This is a genomic window from Nonomuraea sp. NPDC049504 (genome assembly GCF_040676845.1).
In the GTDB taxonomy this organism is placed as follows: domain Bacteria; phylum Actinomycetota; class Actinomycetes; order Streptosporangiales; family Streptosporangiaceae; genus Nonomuraea; species Nonomuraea salmonea.
Genome location: NZ_JBFAPT010000002.1, coordinates 626,530 through 645,504, shown reverse-complemented (window position 1 = coordinate 645,504; position 18,975 = coordinate 626,530). Strand labels below are relative to the sequence as shown.

20 protein-coding genes and 1 riboswitch are annotated in these 18,975 nt (G+C 70.7%); of the genes, 11 read left to right on the top strand and 9 right to left on the bottom strand.

The features are described from left to right. Positions 1 to 141 precede the first annotated feature (141 nt). Entirely contained in the window at positions 142 to 804 is a 663-nt protein-coding gene (locus tag AB0K28_RS06170; RefSeq protein WP_364365720.1) for a response regulator transcription factor, read from the bottom strand. Continuing rightward, a complete protein-coding gene (locus tag AB0K28_RS06165) occupies positions 801 to 2,210 on the bottom strand; it encodes a HAMP domain-containing sensor histidine kinase (RefSeq protein WP_364365717.1) in 1,410 nt (469 codons plus the stop codon). Before AB0K28_RS06165 ends, AB0K28_RS06170 begins: the two co-directional genes overlap by 4 nt. A 241-nt stretch (positions 2,211 to 2,451) precedes the next feature. Between AB0K28_RS06165 and AB0K28_RS06160 the strand changes: the two genes are divergently transcribed. The 6 genes from AB0K28_RS06160 (at position 2,452) to AB0K28_RS06135 (ending at position 7,324) form a co-directional block, all read left to right on the top strand. Next, a complete protein-coding gene (locus tag AB0K28_RS06160; RefSeq protein WP_345397146.1) occupies positions 2,452 to 2,601 on the top strand; it encodes a hypothetical protein in 150 nt (49 codons plus the stop codon). 256 nt (positions 2,602 to 2,857) lie between these two features. Further along, a complete protein-coding gene (locus tag AB0K28_RS06155; RefSeq protein WP_364365714.1) occupies positions 2,858 to 3,523 on the top strand; it encodes an ABC transporter permease in 666 nt (221 codons plus the stop codon). Then, positions 3,516 to 4,703 (top strand): betaine/proline/choline family ABC transporter ATP-binding protein, encoded by a 1,188-nt coding sequence (locus AB0K28_RS06150; RefSeq protein ID WP_345397140.1) that lies wholly within the window; start codon positions 3,516 to 3,518, stop codon positions 4,701 to 4,703. The genes AB0K28_RS06155 and AB0K28_RS06150 overlap by 8 nt, the downstream gene beginning before the upstream one ends. Then, complete coding sequence (locus AB0K28_RS06145; RefSeq protein ID WP_345397137.1) at positions 4,700 to 5,476, top strand: ABC transporter permease; 777 nt, start codon at positions 4,700 to 4,702, stop codon at positions 5,474 to 5,476. The genes AB0K28_RS06150 and AB0K28_RS06145 overlap by 4 nt, the downstream gene beginning before the upstream one ends. Further along, the gene (locus AB0K28_RS06140) at positions 5,473 to 6,432 is read left to right on the top strand and encodes a glycine betaine ABC transporter substrate-binding protein (protein ID WP_345397134.1); all 960 of its coding nucleotides are present in this window, start codon (positions 5,473 to 5,475) and stop codon (positions 6,430 to 6,432) included. The genes AB0K28_RS06145 and AB0K28_RS06140 overlap by 4 nt, the downstream gene beginning before the upstream one ends. A gap of 40 nt (positions 6,433 to 6,472) precedes the next feature. After that, the gene (locus AB0K28_RS06135) at positions 6,473 to 7,324 is read left to right on the top strand and encodes an SDR family oxidoreductase (protein WP_364365709.1); all 852 of its coding nucleotides are present in this window, start codon (positions 6,473 to 6,475) and stop codon (positions 7,322 to 7,324) included. 24 nt (positions 7,325 to 7,348) lie between these two features. Here the strand turns inward: AB0K28_RS06135 and thiC are convergent, their stop codons facing one another. After that, positions 7,349 to 8,893 carry a phosphomethylpyrimidine synthase ThiC gene (thiC, locus tag AB0K28_RS06130; protein WP_364365706.1) on the bottom strand — a complete coding sequence of 515 codons (1,545 nt, stop codon included), beginning with the start codon at positions 8,891 to 8,893 and terminating at the stop codon, positions 7,349 to 7,351. Beyond that, positions 8,886 to 8,998: riboswitch (TPP riboswitch) on the bottom strand. (Overlaps the previous gene by 8 nt.) Before the next feature lie 90 nt (positions 8,999 to 9,088). Here thiC and AB0K28_RS06125 point away from each other — a divergent pair. The 3 genes from AB0K28_RS06125 (at position 9,089) to AB0K28_RS06115 (ending at position 11,440) form a co-directional block, all read left to right on the top strand. After that, positions 9,089 to 9,439 carry a hypothetical protein gene (locus AB0K28_RS06125; RefSeq protein WP_345397128.1) on the top strand — a complete coding sequence of 117 codons (351 nt, stop codon included), beginning with the start codon at positions 9,089 to 9,091 and terminating at the stop codon, positions 9,437 to 9,439. Between the two features lie 9 nt (positions 9,440 to 9,448). Next, positions 9,449 to 10,288 (top strand): universal stress protein, encoded by an 840-nt coding sequence (locus tag AB0K28_RS06120; protein WP_345397126.1) that lies wholly within the window; start codon positions 9,449 to 9,451, stop codon positions 10,286 to 10,288. A gap of 108 nt (positions 10,289 to 10,396) precedes the next feature. Next, entirely contained in the window at positions 10,397 to 11,440 is a 1,044-nt protein-coding gene (locus AB0K28_RS06115) for a cellulose binding domain-containing protein (protein ID WP_364365702.1), read from the top strand. On the opposite strand, the gene AB0K28_RS06110 is transcribed toward AB0K28_RS06115, so the two are convergent. From AB0K28_RS06110 to AB0K28_RS06100, 3 genes are read right to left on the bottom strand one after another with little or no spacing between them, the layout of a single operon-like run. Continuing rightward, a complete protein-coding gene (locus AB0K28_RS06110; protein WP_345409575.1) occupies positions 11,437 to 12,102 on the bottom strand; it encodes an AIM24 family protein in 666 nt (221 codons plus the stop codon). The genes AB0K28_RS06115 and AB0K28_RS06110 overlap by 4 nt on opposite strands. Before the next feature lie 4 nt (positions 12,103 to 12,106). Further along, positions 12,107 to 13,351: an FAD-dependent monooxygenase gene (locus AB0K28_RS06105; RefSeq protein WP_364365699.1), complete on the bottom strand. Its 1,245-nt coding sequence runs from the start codon at positions 13,349 to 13,351 to the stop codon at positions 12,107 to 12,109. Next, complete coding sequence (locus tag AB0K28_RS06100; RefSeq protein WP_364365696.1) at positions 13,348 to 14,742, bottom strand: MFS transporter; 1,395 nt, start codon at positions 14,740 to 14,742, stop codon at positions 13,348 to 13,350. The genes AB0K28_RS06105 and AB0K28_RS06100 overlap by 4 nt, the downstream gene beginning before the upstream one ends. 95 nt (positions 14,743 to 14,837) lie before the next feature. Between AB0K28_RS06100 and AB0K28_RS06095 the strand changes: the two genes are divergently transcribed. Further along, complete coding sequence (locus AB0K28_RS06095) at positions 14,838 to 15,470, top strand: TetR/AcrR family transcriptional regulator (RefSeq protein WP_364365693.1); 633 nt, start codon at positions 14,838 to 14,840, stop codon at positions 15,468 to 15,470. A 90-nt stretch (positions 15,471 to 15,560) separates the two neighbouring features. Here the strand turns inward: AB0K28_RS06095 and AB0K28_RS06090 are convergent, their stop codons facing one another. After that, the gene (locus tag AB0K28_RS06090; protein WP_345397115.1) at positions 15,561 to 16,289 is read right to left on the bottom strand and encodes an aminoglycoside phosphotransferase family protein; all 729 of its coding nucleotides are present in this window, start codon (positions 16,287 to 16,289) and stop codon (positions 15,561 to 15,563) included. Between the two features lie 60 nt (positions 16,290 to 16,349). Between AB0K28_RS06090 and AB0K28_RS06085 the strand changes: the two genes are divergently transcribed. Next, positions 16,350 to 16,718, top strand: coding sequence for a hypothetical protein (locus AB0K28_RS06085; protein WP_364365690.1), 369 nt, complete (start codon positions 16,350 to 16,352; stop codon positions 16,716 to 16,718). A gap of 175 nt (positions 16,719 to 16,893) precedes the next feature. Here the strand turns inward: AB0K28_RS06085 and AB0K28_RS06080 are convergent, their stop codons facing one another. Together AB0K28_RS06080 and rmuC are read right to left on the bottom strand one after the other, a co-directional pair. Then, on the bottom strand, positions 16,894 to 17,151 hold the full coding sequence (locus tag AB0K28_RS06080) for a hypothetical protein (protein WP_345397109.1): 258 nt from the start codon (positions 17,149 to 17,151) through the stop codon (positions 16,894 to 16,896). A gap of 176 nt (positions 17,152 to 17,327) precedes the next feature. Continuing rightward, positions 17,328 to 18,974 carry a DNA recombination protein RmuC gene (gene rmuC / locus AB0K28_RS06075; protein WP_364365687.1) on the bottom strand — a complete coding sequence of 549 codons (1,647 nt, stop codon included), beginning with the start codon at positions 18,972 to 18,974 and terminating at the stop codon, positions 17,328 to 17,330. Between the last annotated feature and the right edge of the window lies 1 nt (position 18,975).

Below are 18,975 nucleotides of genomic sequence, written 5' to 3'. Positions count from 1 at the left end.
CCGGCTGCCAAGGCTGCTCCTTTCGTTGGCTTCCTGGTGAACAGCTTGGTAGGCGGGGGTGAGGTGGAAGTGAGGCGATGATGAGGCGACTCTCATCCAGCCGTGCTGCGGTCAGGCGACTCTCATCCAGCTACGCTGCGGTCAGGCGACTCGCATGCGGTAGCCGGTGCCGCGGACCGTTTCGATGCGTTCGGGGCCGATCTTGCGGCGGAGGTAGCGGACGTAGACGTCCACGACATTGGAGCCGGGGTCGAAGTCGAAGCCCCACACGTGGCTCAGCAACTGCTCGCGGGTGAGGACCTGGTCGGGGTGGCGGCAGAAGATCTCGGCCAGCGCGAACTCGCGGGTGGACAGGTCGACCGCCCGATCCCCCACATACACCCGCCGCGTCCGCAGATCGAGCGACAAGTCCGACACCCGCAGCACGGTCACCTCAGGCGTACGGTCGGCGCGCAGCCGCAGCCGCACCCGGGCCAGCAGCTCCTCGAAGGCGAAGGGCTTGGCGATGTAGTCGTCGGCCCCGCCCTCCAGCCCGGCCACGGTGTCGCTGACGCTGTCGCGCGCGGTCAGGATGATCACGGGGATGGTGACCATGGCCTCGCGCAGGCGCCGCAGCACGGTGAACCCGTCGCTGCGCGGCAGCCCGATGTCGAGGATGAGCAGGTCGAACCCGCCGGCAGCGGCCAGATCGTACGCCGCCACCCCGTCGCCCACCACGGCCGTCACGAAGCCGTTGGCCCGCAGCCCCTTCTCCACGAAGGCGGCGATCCTGGCTTCGTCCTCGGCGATCAAGATGCGGTTCACCCGAGCCTCCACAACTCCCACATCGGCAGGGACATGACAAAGCAGGCGCCACCGCCGGGGGCGTCGGTCACCCGGACGTGGCCGCCGTGGGCCTGAGCGATGGAGCGCACGATGGCGAGGCCCAGCCCGGCCCCGTCGTGCGCGCCGGTGCGGCCGGCCCCGCGGACGAACCGGCCGAAGATGCGCTCGCGCTCGGCGGTCGGGACGCCGGGCCCGCTGTCGCGTACCCACAGCTCGACGCGGCCGTCGCGGACGGCGGAGCCGACGGCGATGAGGTCGCCGTCGGCGGTGTGGCGCACGGCGTTGGCGACGAGCTGCATGAGCGCCTGGGTGAGCCGCTGCCGGTCGGCGGGCAGCTTGGCCTCGGCCACCTCGTCGACCCGCCACGTGCGGGCGCCGAGCGCGCGGGCCTTGGCGACCACGCTGACCGTGAGGTCGGCCAGCTCGACGTTGTCGAGCGCGAGGAAGCCGGGCTGCTCGGCCTTGGCGAGGGTGAGCAGGTCGTCGACGATGCGGTTCATGCGGTCGAGCTCGTCGGTGACGAGGGCGAGGGTCTCGGCGCGGTCGGCGGGGTCGTCGCCCATCAGCTCGAGGTGGCCGCGGATGACGGTGATGGGGGTGCGCAGCTCGTGGCCGGCGTCGTCCATGAAGTGCCGCTGGACCACGAACGCCTGCTCCAGCCGGTCGAGCATGTGGTTGAACGTCGCCGCGACCGCCGCCACGTCGTCGTCGCCGGGCACGTCGAGCCTGCGGGTCAGGTCGGTGGAGTCGCTGATCTGCTCGGCGGTCTGCCTGACCAGCCGGAGCGGCGCGAGCACCTGCCCGGCCACGAGCCAGCCGGCCGCCCCGGCCAGCGCCATCGCCGCGAGCGCGGACAGCCCGAGCACGCGTACGGCATCGACGATCTCGTCGCGGTGCATGTCGTAGAAGATGGCCACGACGAAGTGCCCCTGGCGGGCGTCGCCCGACACGGTGACCGGGATGACCGCGTATTGGACCGTTCCCCGGCTGGTCTCGACCTCGTCGCGCTCGACGCGCGTGGCCTCGGCCATGTCGGCGACCAGCTCCGCGTCGCCGTCGAGCGGGACCGGCGGCGGCACGGAGGTGGCGCGGTCGGCGCGGCCGTCGACGATGCTGAAGAACGTCTCCCAGCGGTCGGGCGCGTTGACCGCGAGGTAGCCGGTCAGCAGGTCGCCCACGTCGGTGACCTTGCGCCCGGTCTGCTGGTCGAGGGCGGTGGCGGCGTAGCGGCGCAGCTTGTCGACCTCGTTGCCGAGCTCGTGGGTCATGCGGTCGTCGAGCCGGGCGAGCAGGATGGTCCAGGTGGCGAAGATCGCGACGGAGAGTGCGAGACCGACGACGGTGAGCATCCAGCCCACGATCCGGGCACGGGCGCTCACCCGCATGTGGCCTCCTCGTCAGTCGTCACCGGCATCATCACCGGCGTCGTCACCGTCGTCATCATCGCCCCCGTCGTCGTCATCGGCGAAACCGCCGCCTCCGCGCCGCGGTGGAGGTGGCGCGACCGGCTCGGCTCTGGACCTGCGCTCGGCGGCGGCCCGCTCGCTCGCCCGCGGCTCCGCATCGGGCGTGCCGTCTCTCGCGGACGGAGGCTGAGCGGATGGAGGCTGAGCGGACGGAGAGGCGGTGGACGGGGAGGCCGTGGACGGCGAGGAGCCCGACGGCGAGGACGAGGAGGAAGGCGACGGCGACGGTGTGGAGGCCCGCGTCGACGAGGTCAGCGACCCCGAGGGCTCGGGCGTGACGACGATGGGCCCGCCCAGGTCGGCCCCCTGATCGGCGGCCCGCACCAGCCCCACCGACATGAACCCCACCGCCGCGGCCCCCAGAACGAGGAGGATCACCGTGCCCCGATGTCTCATGCCCCCGACCCTGCCGCCCTTCGAGGAGACCACGCTGAGGCCCAGATGAGAAACCTCTCATCTAAAGCGGGAAAGCGCCGGGTCAAGACGCAACCCTCCCCGCCCCATTGTTGGGAACAAAGTGACAGATGGGGCGTTTGAGGCAGGACTTCCCGGTTACGGGGTAGGGGATGAGCTTGTGGGAGTACGTCGAAGACCGATGGGATCTCATCGTCTTCGAGACGTTGCAGCACGCCAGCATGGTCGCCCAGTGTGTCCTGGTGGCGGCCGTGCTCGGCGTGCTCATCGGCGTGGCCACCTACCGCCGCGCCAGACCGTCGGCCTTCGCGATAGCGGCGGCGGGGGTGCTGTTCACGGTGCCGTCGCTGGCCATGTTGGGCCTGCTGATCCCGCCGCTCGGCCTGGGCGTGGCCCCCGCCGTGACGGCGATCGTCCTGTACGCGCTGCTGCCCATCGTCCGTAACACCGTCGTCGGCCTGCAGGGCGTGGACCCCCTGCTGGTCGACGCCGCCCGCGGCATCGGGATGAGCCGCCGCAGGTCGCTGGCCAGGGTGGAGCTGCCGCTGGCCTGGCCGGTGATCCTGACCGGCATCCGGGTGGCCACGCAGCTCGCGATGGGCATCGGCGCGGTCGCCGCGTTCGTGTCGGGCCCGGGGCTCGGCGAGCAGATCTTCTCCGGCCTGGCCAGGCTCGGCGGCGCGAACGCGGTCAACGCCACGCTGACGGGCACGATCGGCGTGGCGATCCTGGCGCTGATCTTCGACGGCGTCTTCGTGCTCATCGGCCGGCTGACCACGCCGAGCCGGCGGCCCGCGACCGGAGGTGCCCGTGGCTGACCTGCGGCGGCCCGCGACGACCGGCGGAGTGCCGATCGAGCTGCGCAAGGTGACCAAGTCGTTCCCCGGCGGCGGCGAGCCCGCCGTCCAGGAGCTGGACCTCGACATCCAGGCGGGCGAGATCGTGGTCCTGCTGGGCCCGTCGGGCTGCGGCAAGACGACCACGATGCGCATGATCAACCGGCTGATCGAGCCCACCTCGGGCGACATCATCATCAACGGCCAGAACTCCCGCGAGATCGACCCCGACCGGCTGCGCCGCCACATCGGGTACGTGATCCAGCAGGCCGGCCTGTTCCCCCACATGACGGTGGCGGCGAACATCGCCCAGGTGCCGAAGATGCTCGGCTGGGACCGCGCGCGCATCGCCGAGCGCGTGGACGAGCTGCTCACGCTGGTGGGGCTGGAGCCCGAGACGTTCCGCGACAGCTATCCGCGCCGCCTGTCGGGCGGCCAGCAGCAGCGCGTGGGCGTGGCCAGGGCGCTGGCCGCCGACCCGCCGGTGCTGCTGATGGACGAGCCGTTCGGCGCGCTCGACCCCATCACCCGCGAACGCCTCCAGGACGAGCTGCTCCGCCTCCAGGACGACCTGGCCAAGACCATCGTCTTCGTCACGCACGACGTGGACGAGGCGCTCAAGATCGGCGACCACATCGCGATCATGCAGCGGCCCGGCCACATCGTGCAGTACGCCCGCCCCGCCGAGATCCTCACGAATCCGGCCAGCGACTACGTCGAGCAGTTCCTGGGCGCCGGCTCGTCGATGCGCCTGCTGCGGCTGACGAAGGTGGGCGACATCGAGCTGGACCAGGTGCCGTACTTCTCGGAGGACCGCGACTGCGCGGAGCTGCTGCGCGAGATCGAGCTCGACGGCCGCGGCTACGCGCTGATCACCGACGGGATGCGCCGCCCGCTGCGCTGGGTGAGCCAGGCCGACCTCGAAGGCCGCACCGGCCCGGTCGGTACGGCGGGCGACCCGGTCACCGGCACCATCCACCACCGCATGACCTTGCAGGACGCCCTGGAGGCGCTGCTCAACGCCGACACCGACGTGGTGCCGGTGGAGGGCAGACGGCGCTCGTACGCGGGGGCGCTGTCGCTGAGCACGGTGCAGAGCGCGATCCAGACGATCAAGGCGCGCGAACGCGAGCGCCGCCACCGCAGGAGCGGTGCCCGATGACGGTCGGAAGCGCCGCCGACAGGGAGGCGACCACTCCTGAGCCGCGCATCGGGCGGTCGTGGCACGCGATCCTGCCTCCGCTGTGCTACCTCGCCATAGCCGCCGCGATGATCATTTATACGCAGGTCGCGCCGCTGGACAGCATCGAGCGCGGCTCGCTCAACCTGACGTTCCTGATGCGCCGCACGTGGGAGCACATCCAGCTGGTGTTCTTCTCGACCGTGCTGGTGCTGCTGGTGGCGCTGCCGCTGGGCGTGCTGCTGACCAGGCGCGGGCTGCGCAGGGCCACGCCGGTGGTGCTGTCGCTGGTGAACCTGGGCCAGGCCACCCCGGCGGTGGGCCTGGTGGTGCTGCTCGCGGTGGTGTTCCAGATCGGGTTCTGGACGGCGGTGGCGGCGCTGTTCGCCTACAGCCTGCTGCCGACGCTGCGCAACACGATGGTGGGCCTGGAGCAGGTGGACCCGCGCCTGGTGGACGCGGGGCGCGGCATCGGCATGTCGGCGTCAGGGGTGCTGTTCAAGGTCGAGCTGCCGATGGCGGTGCCGGTGATCCTTTCGGGCATCCGTACGACGCTGGTGCTGAACGTGGGCACGGCGGGCATCGCGGCGTTCATCGGCTCGGGCGGCCTGGGCGACCTGATCACCGCGGGGGTGAGCACGCAGCGCAGCCTGATCCTGGTCACCGGCTGCGTGCTGATCGCGGTGCTGGCGCTGCTCATCGACTGGGCGGCGGGCCTGGCGCAGCGGCTGCTGTCGCCGAAGGGGCTCTCATGAGGGCGTTCCTGGCGGCCGTTGCGGTCATGGTCTGCGTCGTGGCCTGCGGGCTGCGGCCGGCGTCGTCGTTCGTGCCGCCGGTGGAGCCGGGCGGCATCCGCCCGGTGCCCGGGCTCGAAGGGCAGCGCGTACGGGTGACGTCCAAGGAGTTCACCGAGCAGCTCGTGCTCGGCAAGATCGCCGTGCTCGCCCTCACCGCGGCGGGCGCGGACGTGGAGGACAGGACGAACGTCCAGGGCAGCGTGAACGCCCGCGCCTCGCTCATCCGCGGCGGCACCGACCTGATGTGGGAGTACACCGGCACCGGCTGGATCACCTACCTGGGGCAGCAGAAGCCCGTCCAGGGCGCGGAGGCGCAGTACGAGGCCGTACGCGACCTCGACCTGCGCGAGAACGGCATCGTGTGGCTGCCGCCCGCCCCGCTGAACAACAGCTACGCTATCGGCGTCACGCGGGCGTCGGCCGAGAAGTGGGGCCTGTCGAAGATCTCCGACATCCCCGAGGTGCCGGTGGCGCAGCGCACGTTCTGCGTGGACCACGAGACGTTCGGCCGCGACGACGGCTTCCTCGGCATGCTCAAGGGCTACGGCCTGACGTACGGCGAGGAGGTGCCGAGGGCGAACGTGCGCAGGGTGTCGGTCGGCGTGCTCTACAACTCGGTGGCCAGCGGCCAGTGCACGCTCGGCATGATGACCACCACCGACGGCCGGGTCAAGGCGCTGGACCTGGTGCTGCTGGAGGACGACCGGCACTTCTTCCCGCAGTACAACGCGGCGGTGACGATGCGCAGGCAGCTCGCCGACGCGCATCCGGAGATCGCGAAGATCTTCGCGCCGATCAGCGCGAAGCTGACCGACGACGTCATGCGGGACCTGAACGCGCAGGTGGACGTGGACGGCGGCATGCCCGCGCTGGTGGCCCGCGACTGGCTCAGGTCGGAGGGGTTCGTCCGATGACGGGCGTTAGCCCCACCTGACCACGGGCAGCCCGCAAGGCATGTCGCACACACCACCACCGCAGAACCAGCCGTACCCGGGCAGCACCGGCGAGATGGCCCCTGAGCCGCGCGACGAGATGCGCGACTACGTCGGCCGCGACCTGCTCGCCGGCAAGAAGGCCCTGATCACGGGCGGCGACTCGGGCATCGGCCGGGCGGTCGCCGTGGCGTTCGCCAAGGAGGGCGCGGACGTCGCGATCGCGTACCTGAGCGAGCACGAGGACGCCGCGCACACCCGCAAGCTGGTCGAGGAGACCGGGCGGCGCTGCGTGACGCTGCCCGGCGACCTGGCCGACCGTGCGCACTGCGCGTCGGTCGTCGAGCAGGCCGTCTCCGAGCTGGGCGGCCTGGACGTGCTGGTCAACAACGTGGCCTACCAGCAGCCGGTGAGCGGCCTCGAGGAGCTGGACGACGAGCAGTGGGAGCACACGTTCGCCGTCAACATCCACAGCTACTTCCGCGTCATGAAGGCCGCGCTCCCGCACCTGCGCGAGGGCGCGGCCATCATCAACACCTCGTCGATCAACGGCCTGCGCGGCAACAAGTCGCTCATCGACTACGCCGCCACGAAGGGCGCGATCAACGCCTTCACCTACTCCATGGCCCAGAACCTGGTCGAGCGGGGCATCCGGGTCAACGCGGTGGCGCCTGGCCCGGTGTGGACGCCGCTCATCCCGGCCACGATGCCGGAGGAGAAGGTGAAGAAGTTCGGCCAGCAGGTGCCGATGGGGCGACCCGCCCATCCGGACGAGATCGCCCCCTCGTACGTGTTCTTCGCCTCCGACCGGCTGTCCTCGTACTACACGGGCGAGGTGCTGGCCCCGATCGGCGGCGAGACGCTCCCCGGCTAGCCGCGGCCTGGGCACTTGGTGGCGTCACTCCACGTAGATCGTGCCGCCGAGGCGACGGAACTCGGCGGCCTTCTCCTCGAAACCGGCCCGCCTGATGTCGTGGCTGATCCGCATCGAGCAGAACTTGGGGCCGCACATCGAGCAGAAGTGCGCGGTCTTGGCGGGCGCGGCGGGCAGCGTCTCGTCGTGGAAGGCGCGGGCCGTGTCGGGGTCGAGCGAGAGGTCGAACTGGTCCTCCCAGCGGAACTCGAAGCGCGCGTCGGACAGCGCGTCGTCCCACTCCTGCGCCTTCGGGTGCCCCTTGGCCAGGTCAGCGGCGTGCGCGGCGATCTTGTACGTGATCACGCCGGTCTTCACGTCGTCCTTGTCCGGCAGGCCGAGGTGCTCCTTGGGGGTGACGTAGCAGAGCATGGCGGTGCCGAACCAGCCGATCATGGCGGCCCCGATGCCCGAGGTGATGTGGTCGTAGCCGGGCGCGACGTCGGTGACGAGCGGGCCGAGGGTGTAGAAGGGGGCGTCGTCGCACAGCTCGCGCTGCAGGTCGACGTTCTCCTTGATCTTGTGCATGGGCACGTGTCCAGGGCCCTCGATCATGACCTGCACGTCGTGCTCGCGCGCGATCACGGTCAGCTCGCCCAGCGTGCGCAGCTCGGCGAACTGGGCCTCGTCGTTGGCGTCGGCGATCGAACCGGGCCGCAGGCCGTCGCCGAGCGAGAACGACACGTCGTAGCGGGCCAGGATCTCGCACATCTCGGCGAAGTTCTCGTACAGGAAGCTCTCGCGGTGGTGCGCGAGGCACCAGGCGGCCATGATCGAGCCGCCGCGCGAGACGATGCCGGTCTTGCGGCGCACGGTGAGCGGCACGTGCGCGAGCCGCACGCCCGCGTGCACGGTCACGTAGTCCACGCCCTGCTCGCACTGCTCGATCAGGGTGTCGCGGAAGACCTCCCACGACAGCTCCTCCGGCCGGCCCTTGACCTTCTCCAGCGCCTGGTAGATCGGCACGGTGCCGACCGGGACCGGGGAGTTGCGCAGGATCCACTCGCGGGTCTCGTGGATGTCGTCGCCGGTGGACAGGTCCATGATCGTGTCGGCGCCCCAGCGGGTGGCCCAGGTCATCTTCTCGACCTCCTCCTCGATGGAGGAGGTGACCGCGGAGTTGCCGATGTTGGCGTTGATCTTCACGAGGAAGTTGCGGCCGATGATCATGGGCTCGGTCTCGGGGTGGTTGACGTTCGCGGGGATGATGGCCCGGCCGGCCGCGACCTCGTCCCGTACGAACTCCGGCGTGACGCCCTCGCGGACCGCGACGAACTCCATCTCCTTGGTCACCAGCCCGCGCCGCGCGCAGCCGACCTGGGTGACCGGGTGCCCGGCGGCCCGCCGCTCCTCGATCCACTCGGCCCGGCGGCGCGGCAGGCCCCGCCGCAGGTCGGGCTCGTAGGAGGGGTCGGTGTACGGGCCCGAGGTGTCGTACAGCGTCACCGCCGTGCCGTTCGACAGGTTCACCTGCCGCATCGGCACCCGCAGCTCGCCGCTGTAGATCTTGGAAAAGCGCGCGTCAGTCATCGCGCAAACTCCCTTCGCCGGCATTACCCGGAGCAGGTTCTGGCGGTCGGCGGCTGGCAGCCGTCCTCTCAGCCCGGTCTCCACCGGGCTCCCGCGTTGGACGGCGGTGATCGTACCCACGCGGGGCTGGATCCCAAACCAGGGCGAAAAGGTTTGGCGGGGCTTCTCAGCGGTACGGACCCCATCAGGGGAAACATGATGAGAATCGCCGCTGTCGCAGGACTACTCGTCGTGATGGCCGCATCCGGCGCCACCGCCGCCGCCGGGGACGGCATGCAACAGCACGAGGTCAGTCAGGAGCAGTTCGACACCCTGCTGGCCCAGTGCCGCTACTCCGATACCGGTAAGGCCAAGTGCCGCAAGAACGTCAGAGAGCTCTATCGCGTCGGCCGTACCGATCCGTCGCTCGACTGCCGTACCTACTCCGGCGTGACCGTCTGCGGCACGCTCAAGCTCAGCAAGGCGGAGCGCGCGTGCGTCCGCGACTCCGAGGCCGTGGGACTGTCGTTCCGCCGCGCCGAGGTGGAGTGCTACACCGCGTCCTGAGGAGCCGAGTTGATCATCGTAGGTGTGGACGGCTCCCGTGCCGGCCTGGAGGCGGCCGGCTGGGCCGCCACCGAGGCCGTGCTGCGCCAGGTTCCGCTGACCGTCGCGCACGTCGTGCCCAAGTGGGTGTGCGAGGAGGACCAGCCCGTCCGTTACGCCGAGGTGGCGCGGTGGATGCGCGAGGAAGCGCGCACCGTGCTCACCTCCGCCAAGGACCGCGCGCTGCGCGAGCGGCCCCAGGTGCGTGTGGAGACCGTCCTGCTCCCCGGCGATCCCCGCGCGGCCCTGCTCAAGGCCGCCGCCGACGCCGAGCTGCTGGTCGTCGGCAGCAGCGGCATCGGCGGCGTGCGCGGGCTGCTGGTCGGCTCGGTCGCGTACGGGGTCGTCGCGCACGCCGAGACGAACGTCGTCCTCGTCCGCGACCGCCCCGCCACGCCCGGCGAGGTGGTGGCGGGCACCGACCTGTCCGAGTGCGCCGAGCAGGCCCTGGAGTTCGCCTTCGCCGAGGCCGAGCTGCGCGGGGCGCGGCTGCGGGTGGTCCAGGCGTGGGCCTGGCCCCAGCCGGGCGGCTTCGGGCCGGCCGACCCCGAGAGCGAGCAGGGCCACCTGCGGGCGCTGCACGAGGCGCTGTCGCCGTACCGCGCCCGGCATCCCCGCGTCGAGGCCGTCGCCGAGATCGTGCACGGGCATCCCGTGGACGTGCTGAAGGAGGCGGCGGCCGGGGCCGAGCTGCTGGTGGTGGGCTCGCGCGGGCGCGGACAGCTCGCCGGCATGCTCATCGGATCCATCAGCCAGGCCATGCTGCACCATGCGCCCTGCCCGCTGGCGGTGGTACGCGCCGCCGCCTGAAAGTTACATGCGTCCCCGCAGCTCATGCCCGCGGTCCTGACCTTCAGCTTCCCCGTTCCGCCTGCCGCTCCTTACGATCTGCGCAGGCTGACGACGGGAGATCGGACGATGCGCGCAATCGGCGCCGTGCTGGCGGGGATGGTGACCGTGATCGCGGCCGTGCTGTTCGCGACGACGCCGGCCGAGGCGGCGGCCGTACGCATCATGCCGCTCGGCGACTCGATCACCGGCTCCCCCGGCTGCTGGCGGGCGATGCTGTGGAACCGGCTGCAGAGCACCGGCCACACGAACATCGACTTCGTCGGCACGCTGCCGCCGCAGGGCTGCGGGGTGGCGCACGACGGCGACAACGAAGGCCACGGCGGCTATCTCGCCACCAACATCGCGAACCAGAACATGCTGCCCGGCTGGCTCGCGGCCACCCGGCCCGACGTCGTGCTCATGCACCTGGGCACCAACGACGTGTGGAGCAACATCGCGCCCGCGACGATCCTCGGCGCGTTCACCACGCTGGTGAACCAGATGCGGGCGAGCAACCCGAACATGCGGATCCTGGTCGCTGAGATCATCCCGATGAACCCGGCCACCTGCCCTGACTGCGGCCGGCGCACCGTGGCCCTCAACGACGCCATCCCCGCCTGGGCCGCCGCGACCTCCACCGGCCAGTCGCCGATCACCGTGGTCGACCAGTGGACGGGCTTCAACACCGCCACCGACACCTACGACGGCGTGCACCCGAACGCGGCCGGTGACCAGAAGATGTCCGACAAGTGGTACCCGGCCCTGGTCGAGGCGCTCGCGGGCACCCCGACCCCCACCGTCACGCCCACCGTCACACCCACCGTGCCGGCCGGTGACTGCGCGGCCGCGTACAAGACGACCGGGCAGTGGCAGGGCGGCTTCCAGGGCGAGGTGACCGTCACCAACACCGGCGCCGCGCCGATGAGCGGCTGGACGGTGAGCTGGACGTACGCCGACGGTCAGCGCGTCACCCAGCTCTGGGGCGGCACACTGAGCGCGAACGGCTCGTCCGTGACCGTGCGGAACGCGGCATGGAACGGCTCGCTGGCGCCGGGGGCGTCCACCACGTTCGGCTTCCTCGGCTCGTCCACCGGGGCCGGCACCGCCCCGACGCCCACCTGCGCGATCTAGGACTGCGCCTTGATCACCGGGGCGCCCTCGCTGGCCTGCACCAGCACGAACCCCTGACCCCTGAACGCGAGCTGCATCGCCTCACCGCTCCCCCGGCCGATCAGCGCGCCCACCTTCATCGTCCGGTTGACCCCGACCTGCAGGGAGGTGCTCCAGCACACCGCCGACTGCCCGTCCGCGAACGTCGGCATGCGCGCCGCGTCGAGCAGCACCGGCGTGCCGTGGGTGGTCACCGCCACCCACCCCGTGCCGGTGATCGTCGTGTTGAACAGCCCGCCGGCCGCCATGCCCGCGCCCTGGACCCGCTTGATGTCCCAGGACAGCTGCGGCTGGAAGGCCAGCAGATTACGGCCGTTGACCGTGATGCCCTCGTTCTCCAGGTAGAACAGGTGGATGTCGTCGGCGTTGTCGGCGAGGTAGAGCAGGCCCTGGCCGCGTACGCGCATCAGCGCGGCGCCCTCGCCCGTGACGGCCTTCTTGAACAGCTTCCCGAGCCCGCCGCCCTCGTAGTCGAAGTCCATCTCCCCCTGGAAGGCGACCATCGACCCCTGCTTGGCCAGCACGTCGTCGGGGAGCTGGACGCGCAGCATCTTGCCGTTCTCCAGGGCGAACCCCGGCGGCAGCTGCTGGGAGCCGAGATTGCCGAACACCGAACTGCGCACGTCCTCATGACCTTTCGCCTGCGGGCACCGTATGGAAGGACCAACGCCCGCCGCCGTCCGCCGGTTCCCCCGCGACGCCGGGCAGGGTGAGCGCCGAGTGGGCCGGCCGCTCCATCGGGACGGGGTCGGCGGTGAGGTCGCGCAGCATCGCGTCGCGCCGGTCCATCGCCTCCTGCGTCGCGGGGAACATCACGCTGCCGCCGCCGTCCACGTGCGCCTGGTTGAGGGTGACGAACTCGCGGGTGTCCCGCTCGTACGCGGCGAACGCCTCCTCGTGCCCCGGGTGCACGGCCAGCGAACGGGCCAGCATGTACGCCCCGACCAGCGCGAGGCTGGTGCCCTGCCCGGTCAGGAACGACGGCGCGTACGCCGCGTCGCCCACCAGCGCCACCCGCCCGCTCGACCAGGCCGGCATGCGGATCTGGCTGACCGTGTCGAAGAACAGGTCGTCCGCCTCCCGCATGGCCGCCACCAGGTCGGGCACCCGCCAGCCCGCGTCCGCGAAGGTCGCGGCCACCAGGTCGCGCTGCGCGGCGGGGTCGCGGAAGGCGCCGAACGGCGGGTCCTCACGCGCGAAGTTGAGGAACCCGTGCACCTCGTCGCCGTCGCCCGCCGCGTAGAGCACGGCGGCCCGGCCCGGCGTGCTCCACAGCACCCCCTCGTGGGCGAGCCCGAGGATGTTCGGCATGGTGAAGCCGGCGAAGCAGTGGCCGAGGTAGTGGTGGAAGCGATCCTCCGGGCCGAACACGGACTCCCTGGTGCGCGAGTGCAGCCCGTCCGCGCCGATCACCACCTCGTACGTCCGCCGCCTGCCGCTCGCGAACGTGACGTCCATGCCCTGCCCGGTCTCGGTCATGGTCGCGATGGAGTCGCCGAACACGAACTCCACGTCGTCGCCGACGGCCGCGTGCAGCGCCTCGGCGAGGTCGCCGCGGCGTACCTCCAGGTCCTGGCCCGCCACGCTGCCGTCGATGAGCCGCGGATCGACCACCGCCACCTCGTCGCCCGAGACGTCGAGGAACGTGAACTTGTGCATGTCCACGTGCGCCGCGCGCAGCCGCGGCAGGATCCCCATGCGGCGCACCACCTCAAGCGCGGTGCCGCGCACGTCGATCGGGTAGCCGCCGCCGCGCAGCCCGCCGGCCTTCTCGACGAGGGTGACGGCGAAGCCGTAGCGGCCGAGCCAGTACGCGAGCGCCGGGCCCGCGATGCCGCCGCCGGAGATCAGTACTTCACGCTTCGATGTCATGCCTGGACTTCCTTTCGCCTGAACGTGTGAACGAGGAGGGACGTGGCGGTCACGACGCCGGCCAGGACGAACCCGAGCACGAAGCCCGACTCCCCCGGCACGCCGGAGACCGGGTCGGCGCCCGCGGTGAGCAGCACGGCGCTCGCCTGGATGCCGAGCGCCGATCCGACGACTCTGGCCACCAGGACGAGGCCGGTGGCGATGCCGGTGTCCGCCTGGGCGACGGCGCCGGTCGTACCGGTGAGCATGGCCGTGACGCAGAGGCCCGCGGCCAGCGCGATCACCGCCTTGCCGACGACGAGCTGCCAGAGCTCGGCGTGCGCGGCGGCGAGGACGAGCAGCGTGGCCGCCATGACGGCGATCCCGGCGACGGCCACGGGACGCGAGCCGTACCGCCGCACGGCGAACCCGGCGATCGGGCCGCTCGCCGCCGAGGTGATGAGGCTGGGCAGCAGGAGCAGGCCGGTCGCGGTGGCGCTGACGCCGAAGCCGTAACCGTCGCCCGACACCCCGAAGAGCTGCGGGACGAGGTACGTCGCGGACGCCGACCCCACGCAGACGACCAGCGTCATCACGCAGGAGGTCCACATGCCGGGCGCGGTCAGCATCGCGAGGTCCACCATCGGCGCCGCCGCCCTGCGCTCGACCAGCACGAACGCCGTCCCGAACCCGATCGTGACGATGACCACCGCGACGATGACGACCGGCCGGGCGCCGATCTCGGGCAGGATCGCCAGACCGGCCATCAGGGAGAGCATGGTGCCGCTCAGCAGGGCGAGGCCGGGCCAGTCGACGCCCGCGCCGGGCCGTCCAGCCGGGTCACGCGGCATCACCCTGGCCACGGTCACCGTGGCCGCGACGATCACCAGCGTCGGCAGCCCGAACATCGCATGCCGGGACAACCCCTCCGCCAGCGGCCCTGCGATGAGCGTCCCGACCATGCCGCCGCCGATGAACAGCCCCGTGACCAGCCCGATCGCCACCTGCGCGTCCCCCGGCGGCAGGTATTTGCGGACCAGGATGAACGACAGCGGCAGCACGCCCATCATCGCGCCCTGCAACACCTGCCCCACCAGCAACACCGGCAGGTTGGGCGCCAGCGCGGAGACCAGCCCGCCCGCGGCGACCACCGCCATCAGCCGCATCAGCACCAGCTTCGCGCCGTAGCGGTCGCCCAGCTTGCCGGCGACCGGGGTGACGAGCGCGCCGGCGATGAGCGTGGTGATGGGCAGCAGGGCCGCGACGGCGGGGCTGACGTCCAGCTCGCGCTGGAGGAGCGGGAGCGCCGGCGCCATCACCGACTCCAGCACGCTGGTGGCGACGGCCAGCGTGCCGAGCGCGGCCATCGCGGGTCTTCCGATGCGGATGGGCGGTGCCAAGGTCTGCGTCATGAACGTCCTTCCCCCGTGGATGTGCGGCACTACACTACAACGTGCAGTGTAGTCATTGCTACAACGGCCAGTGTAGTTCGGCTACGATCGGCACCATGCAGACCACGAAGACCCTGCGTGAGGGCTCCCCGCACAAGCGGGCCGCCATCCTCGCGGCGGCCAGGGAGCTGTTCCTCACCGACGGCTTCGACCGTTCCAGCATCGGGGCCATCGCCGCCAAGGCCGGCGTGTCCACGCGCACGGTCTACGACTACTTCGGCGACAAGCAGACCCTGTTGCGGGCCGTCGTCGAGGCCATCGGCCAGTCACTGGTGACCGCCGTCCAGCACACTCTCGACGCCACCCTCACCGGCCTCACCCGGCCGGACGAGCTGGAGGACGCGTTGGTGGCGTTCGCGATGCGGATAGCGACCGACATGCTCGACTCGGCCGAGTACGCCACCCTGCAACGCCTCGTCGTGACCGAGTCCGGTCACCTGCCCGACCGCGCCGACCAGCCCATCTCCTACGCCCCCGACGATGCGCTGGGCGAACGCCTCGCGGCTCTGGGTCGCGCCGGCCTCCTGTCCGTTCCCGACGCCCGGCTCGCCGCCGACCACTTCATCGCGCTGACCTTCGGAGTCGCGCTGAGCCGGCTGGGCTCGGCGAACGCGGCGGAGGACACCCGCGTCCGCCCCCTGATCGAGGAAGGCGTCCGCGCCTTCCTCCGCGCCTACCGCCCCACCTGAGGGCTCACCTGCGGGACCGTCCGCGCCGCAGAGGCACGGGCCCGCCCTCACCTGCGGGAGAGTGCTCGCCGCAGACGCACGGGTTTGCCCTCATTTGCGGGAATGCAGCACCGCGAGCTCTGGGGCGGGGTCGAAGCCGTGCTCGATCAGCCAGTGCACCGCCTGCAGGCTGCGCACCGACCACCACCCGCGGATCGCGTCGACATCGACGTCCACCCCATAACCGGCGATCACGTCGGCGAGCCGGTCCTCATGGTTGAGCGTCAGGATGGCGAGGTCGAACATCGCATCGCCCTGCCCCGCCTCGGACCAGTCGATCACGCCCGTGACCTCGTCACCCTCGACGAACACGTGGGAGAGCTGCAGATCACCGTGGACGAACACGGGCGTCCACGGCCGCAACGCGGCCTCGGCGACGCGGCGGTTCCGCGCGACCACGTCGGCACCGACCACCCCGTTCGCGACCAGCCACGCGCACTCGGCGTCGAGCTCCCGCACGACGTCGTCGAGGCTCCGCCCACCCCACGGCGGCAGCGGCGCCCCGTGCAGCTTCCGCACGGCGGCCCCCGCCGCGACCCAAGCCGCCGACGACGCCGTGGACGGCTCACTGAGCCGGCCGAGCGCCTTTCCAGGAAGCGCGGCGAGCGCGAGCACCGGCGGCTTTCGCCAGAGAATCTCCGGAGTGGGAACGGGCGCCCAAGCCATCGCCGCGACCTCGGCCTCGGCCCGCTCCTGATCGGCATCGATCTTCAGGAACACGTCCCCGACGCGCAAGGTCGCCCGCTCCCGATGAGCGACGATGACCTCGATCCCGTTCACGCGAGCCATTATCACCACGAGATCGACGACACGTCGCCGGGTTTTCCGTAGGCTGAGCCGGTGTCCTGGACCCTCGAAACCCCCGACGGCACCTCGCTGAGAGTCAACGCGTGGAACTGGCGCCCGACCCTGGAACTGCTGGAAAGCGCCGGCGTGCTCGACGAGGAAACGGCCGGACTCCTGGGATACAACAGCGCCATGGACCTGACCGCCGACCAGGCCCACCAGATCGCCACGTTCCTGGACACGTACCTGGCGAGCCTCCCTGACGAAGCCCGCGTCATGCTGGACGGCTCCACCACCACGGAACCCGACACGAACGAGTTCCACCGCGACGACCTCAGCCTGAACTACTCCGCCTCGACCGCCTGGCTACGGCGCTTCCGCGACTTCTGCCACACCGCAAAAACCGGCTTCACCGCCTCCTGACCCGAAGCGCGTCCGTCTCGGCGAAGAGATCGTCCATGGTGTCGAAGGAACGAGTCCGGCCCTCCCGGATGTCCGCATCGGCCTCGGCCTCAGCCACCTGCTACCCGGGAGTCCAGTACCAGGCCTCGTCCGCAGGGACGATGGCGGCGACCTTACGCATGGGGATCCTGGCCGATCAGCCGATGAAGTGCTCGATGCCGATCCCTGCGGCCGCGAGGGCGGCGGAGGCGGAGGTGAGGGCGAGCACGACGAGGGCGCACCCGCTGGAGGATGAATTCGAGTTCATTTTGGCAGCGGTTTCGCGGTAGAGCTTTACCGCGGGGTCATTTTCGTCGTCGTAATCTCCGTCGTGATAGGCGACCATCTTCGCGGCGCACAAGGCGCATAGCCTGCCCTCCGACACCTCACCACCGCAACCGTTGCACTTCGCCATACCCTCAAGCCTCCGCGTGGTCTGCTCGTCGGTTGGTATCGATCCACGCGAACTTTACAGGGCGGACCGCGCCATTTGTCGTGCATTGTCAATTCGCATATAAGACACCCGCCATGTCCCGGCGCCGGCTCACAGGAACGTGGCACAGTTTCGCGAGCGGCGCCACGGCGGGACGCTCAACTTACGAGCCCGTCCGCTGCGTCCGGCGCCGGCGGGATGGCCCGGACGCCCGCCACCGCACCGGCCGATTCCCCGAGCTCGGGGGTGCCGAGCGGGCGCGTGCTCTGTTCGACTGCCTTGAGCTCGACCAGCCGGCCTTCCACGACCTTGAGTGTGTGGAATTTCCGCGCGGTCACCATGACCCTCCTTTCCATGGATCCGACCGTGTCGTTGTACGCCTTGACCGACCGGTCCAGGGATTTGCCCAAGCCGTTGAGGTGATCACCCATGGTCGAGAGCCGCTCGTACAATTCGCGGCCCAGCTCGTAGACCTGCTTGAGATTGTCCTGGAGCGCCGCCTGCGTCCACGCGAACGCCACGGTGCGGAGCAGGGCGATGAGTGAGGTCGGCGTCGCGATCAGGACGTTCTTGGCGCTCGCGTACTCGAGCAGCGTCGGCTCCTTCTCCAGCGCCGGCTGGAGGAAGGCGTCGCTGGGCACGAAGAGCACGACGAACTCCGGCGAAAGGACCTTCCGGAAATACTCCTTGCCTCCGAGCGCATCCACGTGCTGCCGCAACTGCCGGGCGTGATCGGCCCAGTGCTTGTCCGCCTCAGCGTCGTCCACGGCCTCGATCGCCGACATGAACGCGGCCATCGGCACCTTGGAGTCCACGACGACGTGCTTGCCCCCTGACAGGTGGATCAGCATGTCAGGCCGGAGTGCGCCCTCGCTGTCGGCGAAGTGGACCTGGGTGTCGAAGTCGCACCGCTCGACCAGACCCGCCTGTTCCACGGCCCTCTTGAGATGCATCTCGCCCCAGGACCCGCGCACCTGCGGCTTCTTGAGCGCCTCGACGAGCGCCCGGGTTTCCTTCCTGGTCCGCTGTCCTTCCTCGGTCAGGGTGAGCAGTTGCCGGTTGAGCGAGGCTTCGGCGGCGACCCGGCTCGTGGAGAACTCCTTGAGTTGCCGGTCCATCTCGGCCAGCTGTTCATGGACCGGCCTGCTGGCCGCGCTGAGGGTCGCCTCGGCCTTGGTGACCAGCTCGGCCTGAGACTGCTTCAGCATCTCCTTGGTCGCCGCGCGCAGCGTCTCCTCCAGGAGCCGGTTGTTGTCCAGGCGAGTCTGGTCGAGCTCCGCGCGGACCGCCTGCACCGTCGCAGCCTGCTCCAGCAGCGCCTGCTTCTGCATGGCCAACTCGGCGAGCTGCGTCTTCAGGTCGTGGACCTCCGAGCGCAGAACCGCTTCCTTCGCCCGCAGCTCGGTGATCGCGAGTTCGCCGCCGCGGAGCCGAGTGCCCGCTTCCGCTCCTCGCGCCTGCTCCGCCTGGAGTTCCGCTCGCAGACGCTCCGCATCGGCCGCCTTGCGCTGGAGGTTGTTCCGAGTCGCGTCCAGCTCGGCGGCGAGCCGGCCGAGTCGCTCGTCCAGCGTCCTGCGCTCGGTCAGCGCGGCGGTGTACGCCTGGTTGAAGTCGGCCAGTTGTCTCTGGAGCTTGTCCCGTTCGGCGCGCAGCGCGGCCGACTGCTCGGCCGCCTGGGTGCGCTGCTCCTCGGCGAGCCTCAACGCGAGGCGCTCGTCCGCCACGCGGCTACGGGCGATCAGATAGGTGATCGTGGCGGTGACCAGCATGAGCACGATCGCCAGTACGACATGGAACAAGGTCATC

What these genes read in the sequence shown, in the direction of transcription:
- AB0K28_RS06165 (WP_364365717.1), bottom strand. Translation starts at nt 2,210, where the DNA reads ATGCGGGTGAGCGCCCGTGCCCGGATCGTGGGCTGGATGCTCACCGTC.
- AB0K28_RS06155 (WP_364365714.1), top strand. Translation starts at nt 2,858, where the DNA reads ATGAGCTTGTGGGAGTACGTCGAAGACCGATGGGATCTCATCGTCTTC.
- AB0K28_RS06145 (WP_345397137.1), top strand. Translation starts at nt 4,700, where the DNA reads ATGACGGTCGGAAGCGCCGCCGACAGGGAGGCGACCACTCCTGAGCCG.
- AB0K28_RS06140 (WP_345397134.1), top strand. Translation starts at nt 5,473, where the DNA reads ATGAGGGCGTTCCTGGCGGCCGTTGCGGTCATGGTCTGCGTCGTGGCC.
- AB0K28_RS06135 (WP_364365709.1), top strand. Translation starts at nt 6,473, where the DNA reads ATGTCGCACACACCACCACCGCAGAACCAGCCGTACCCGGGCAGCACC.
- thiC (WP_364365706.1), bottom strand. Translation starts at nt 8,893, where the DNA reads ATGACTGACGCGCGCTTTTCCAAGATCTACAGCGGCGAGCTGCGGGTG.
- AB0K28_RS06125 (WP_345397128.1), top strand. Translation starts at nt 9,089, where the DNA reads ATGATGAGAATCGCCGCTGTCGCAGGACTACTCGTCGTGATGGCCGCA.
- AB0K28_RS06115 (WP_364365702.1), top strand. Translation starts at nt 10,397, where the DNA reads ATGCGCGCAATCGGCGCCGTGCTGGCGGGGATGGTGACCGTGATCGCG.
- AB0K28_RS06105 (WP_364365699.1), bottom strand. Translation starts at nt 13,351, where the DNA reads ATGACATCGAAGCGTGAAGTACTGATCTCCGGCGGCGGCATCGCGGGC.
- AB0K28_RS06100 (WP_364365696.1), bottom strand. Translation starts at nt 14,742, where the DNA reads ATGACGCAGACCTTGGCACCGCCCATCCGCATCGGAAGACCCGCGATG.
- AB0K28_RS06095 (WP_364365693.1), top strand. Translation starts at nt 14,838, where the DNA reads ATGCAGACCACGAAGACCCTGCGTGAGGGCTCCCCGCACAAGCGGGCC.
- AB0K28_RS06080 (WP_345397109.1), bottom strand. Translation starts at nt 17,151, where the DNA reads ATGGCGAAGTGCAACGGTTGCGGTGGTGAGGTGTCGGAGGGCAGGCTA.
- rmuC (WP_364365687.1), bottom strand. Translation starts at nt 18,974, where the DNA reads ATGACCTTGTTCCATGTCGTACTGGCGATCGTGCTCATGCTGGTCACC.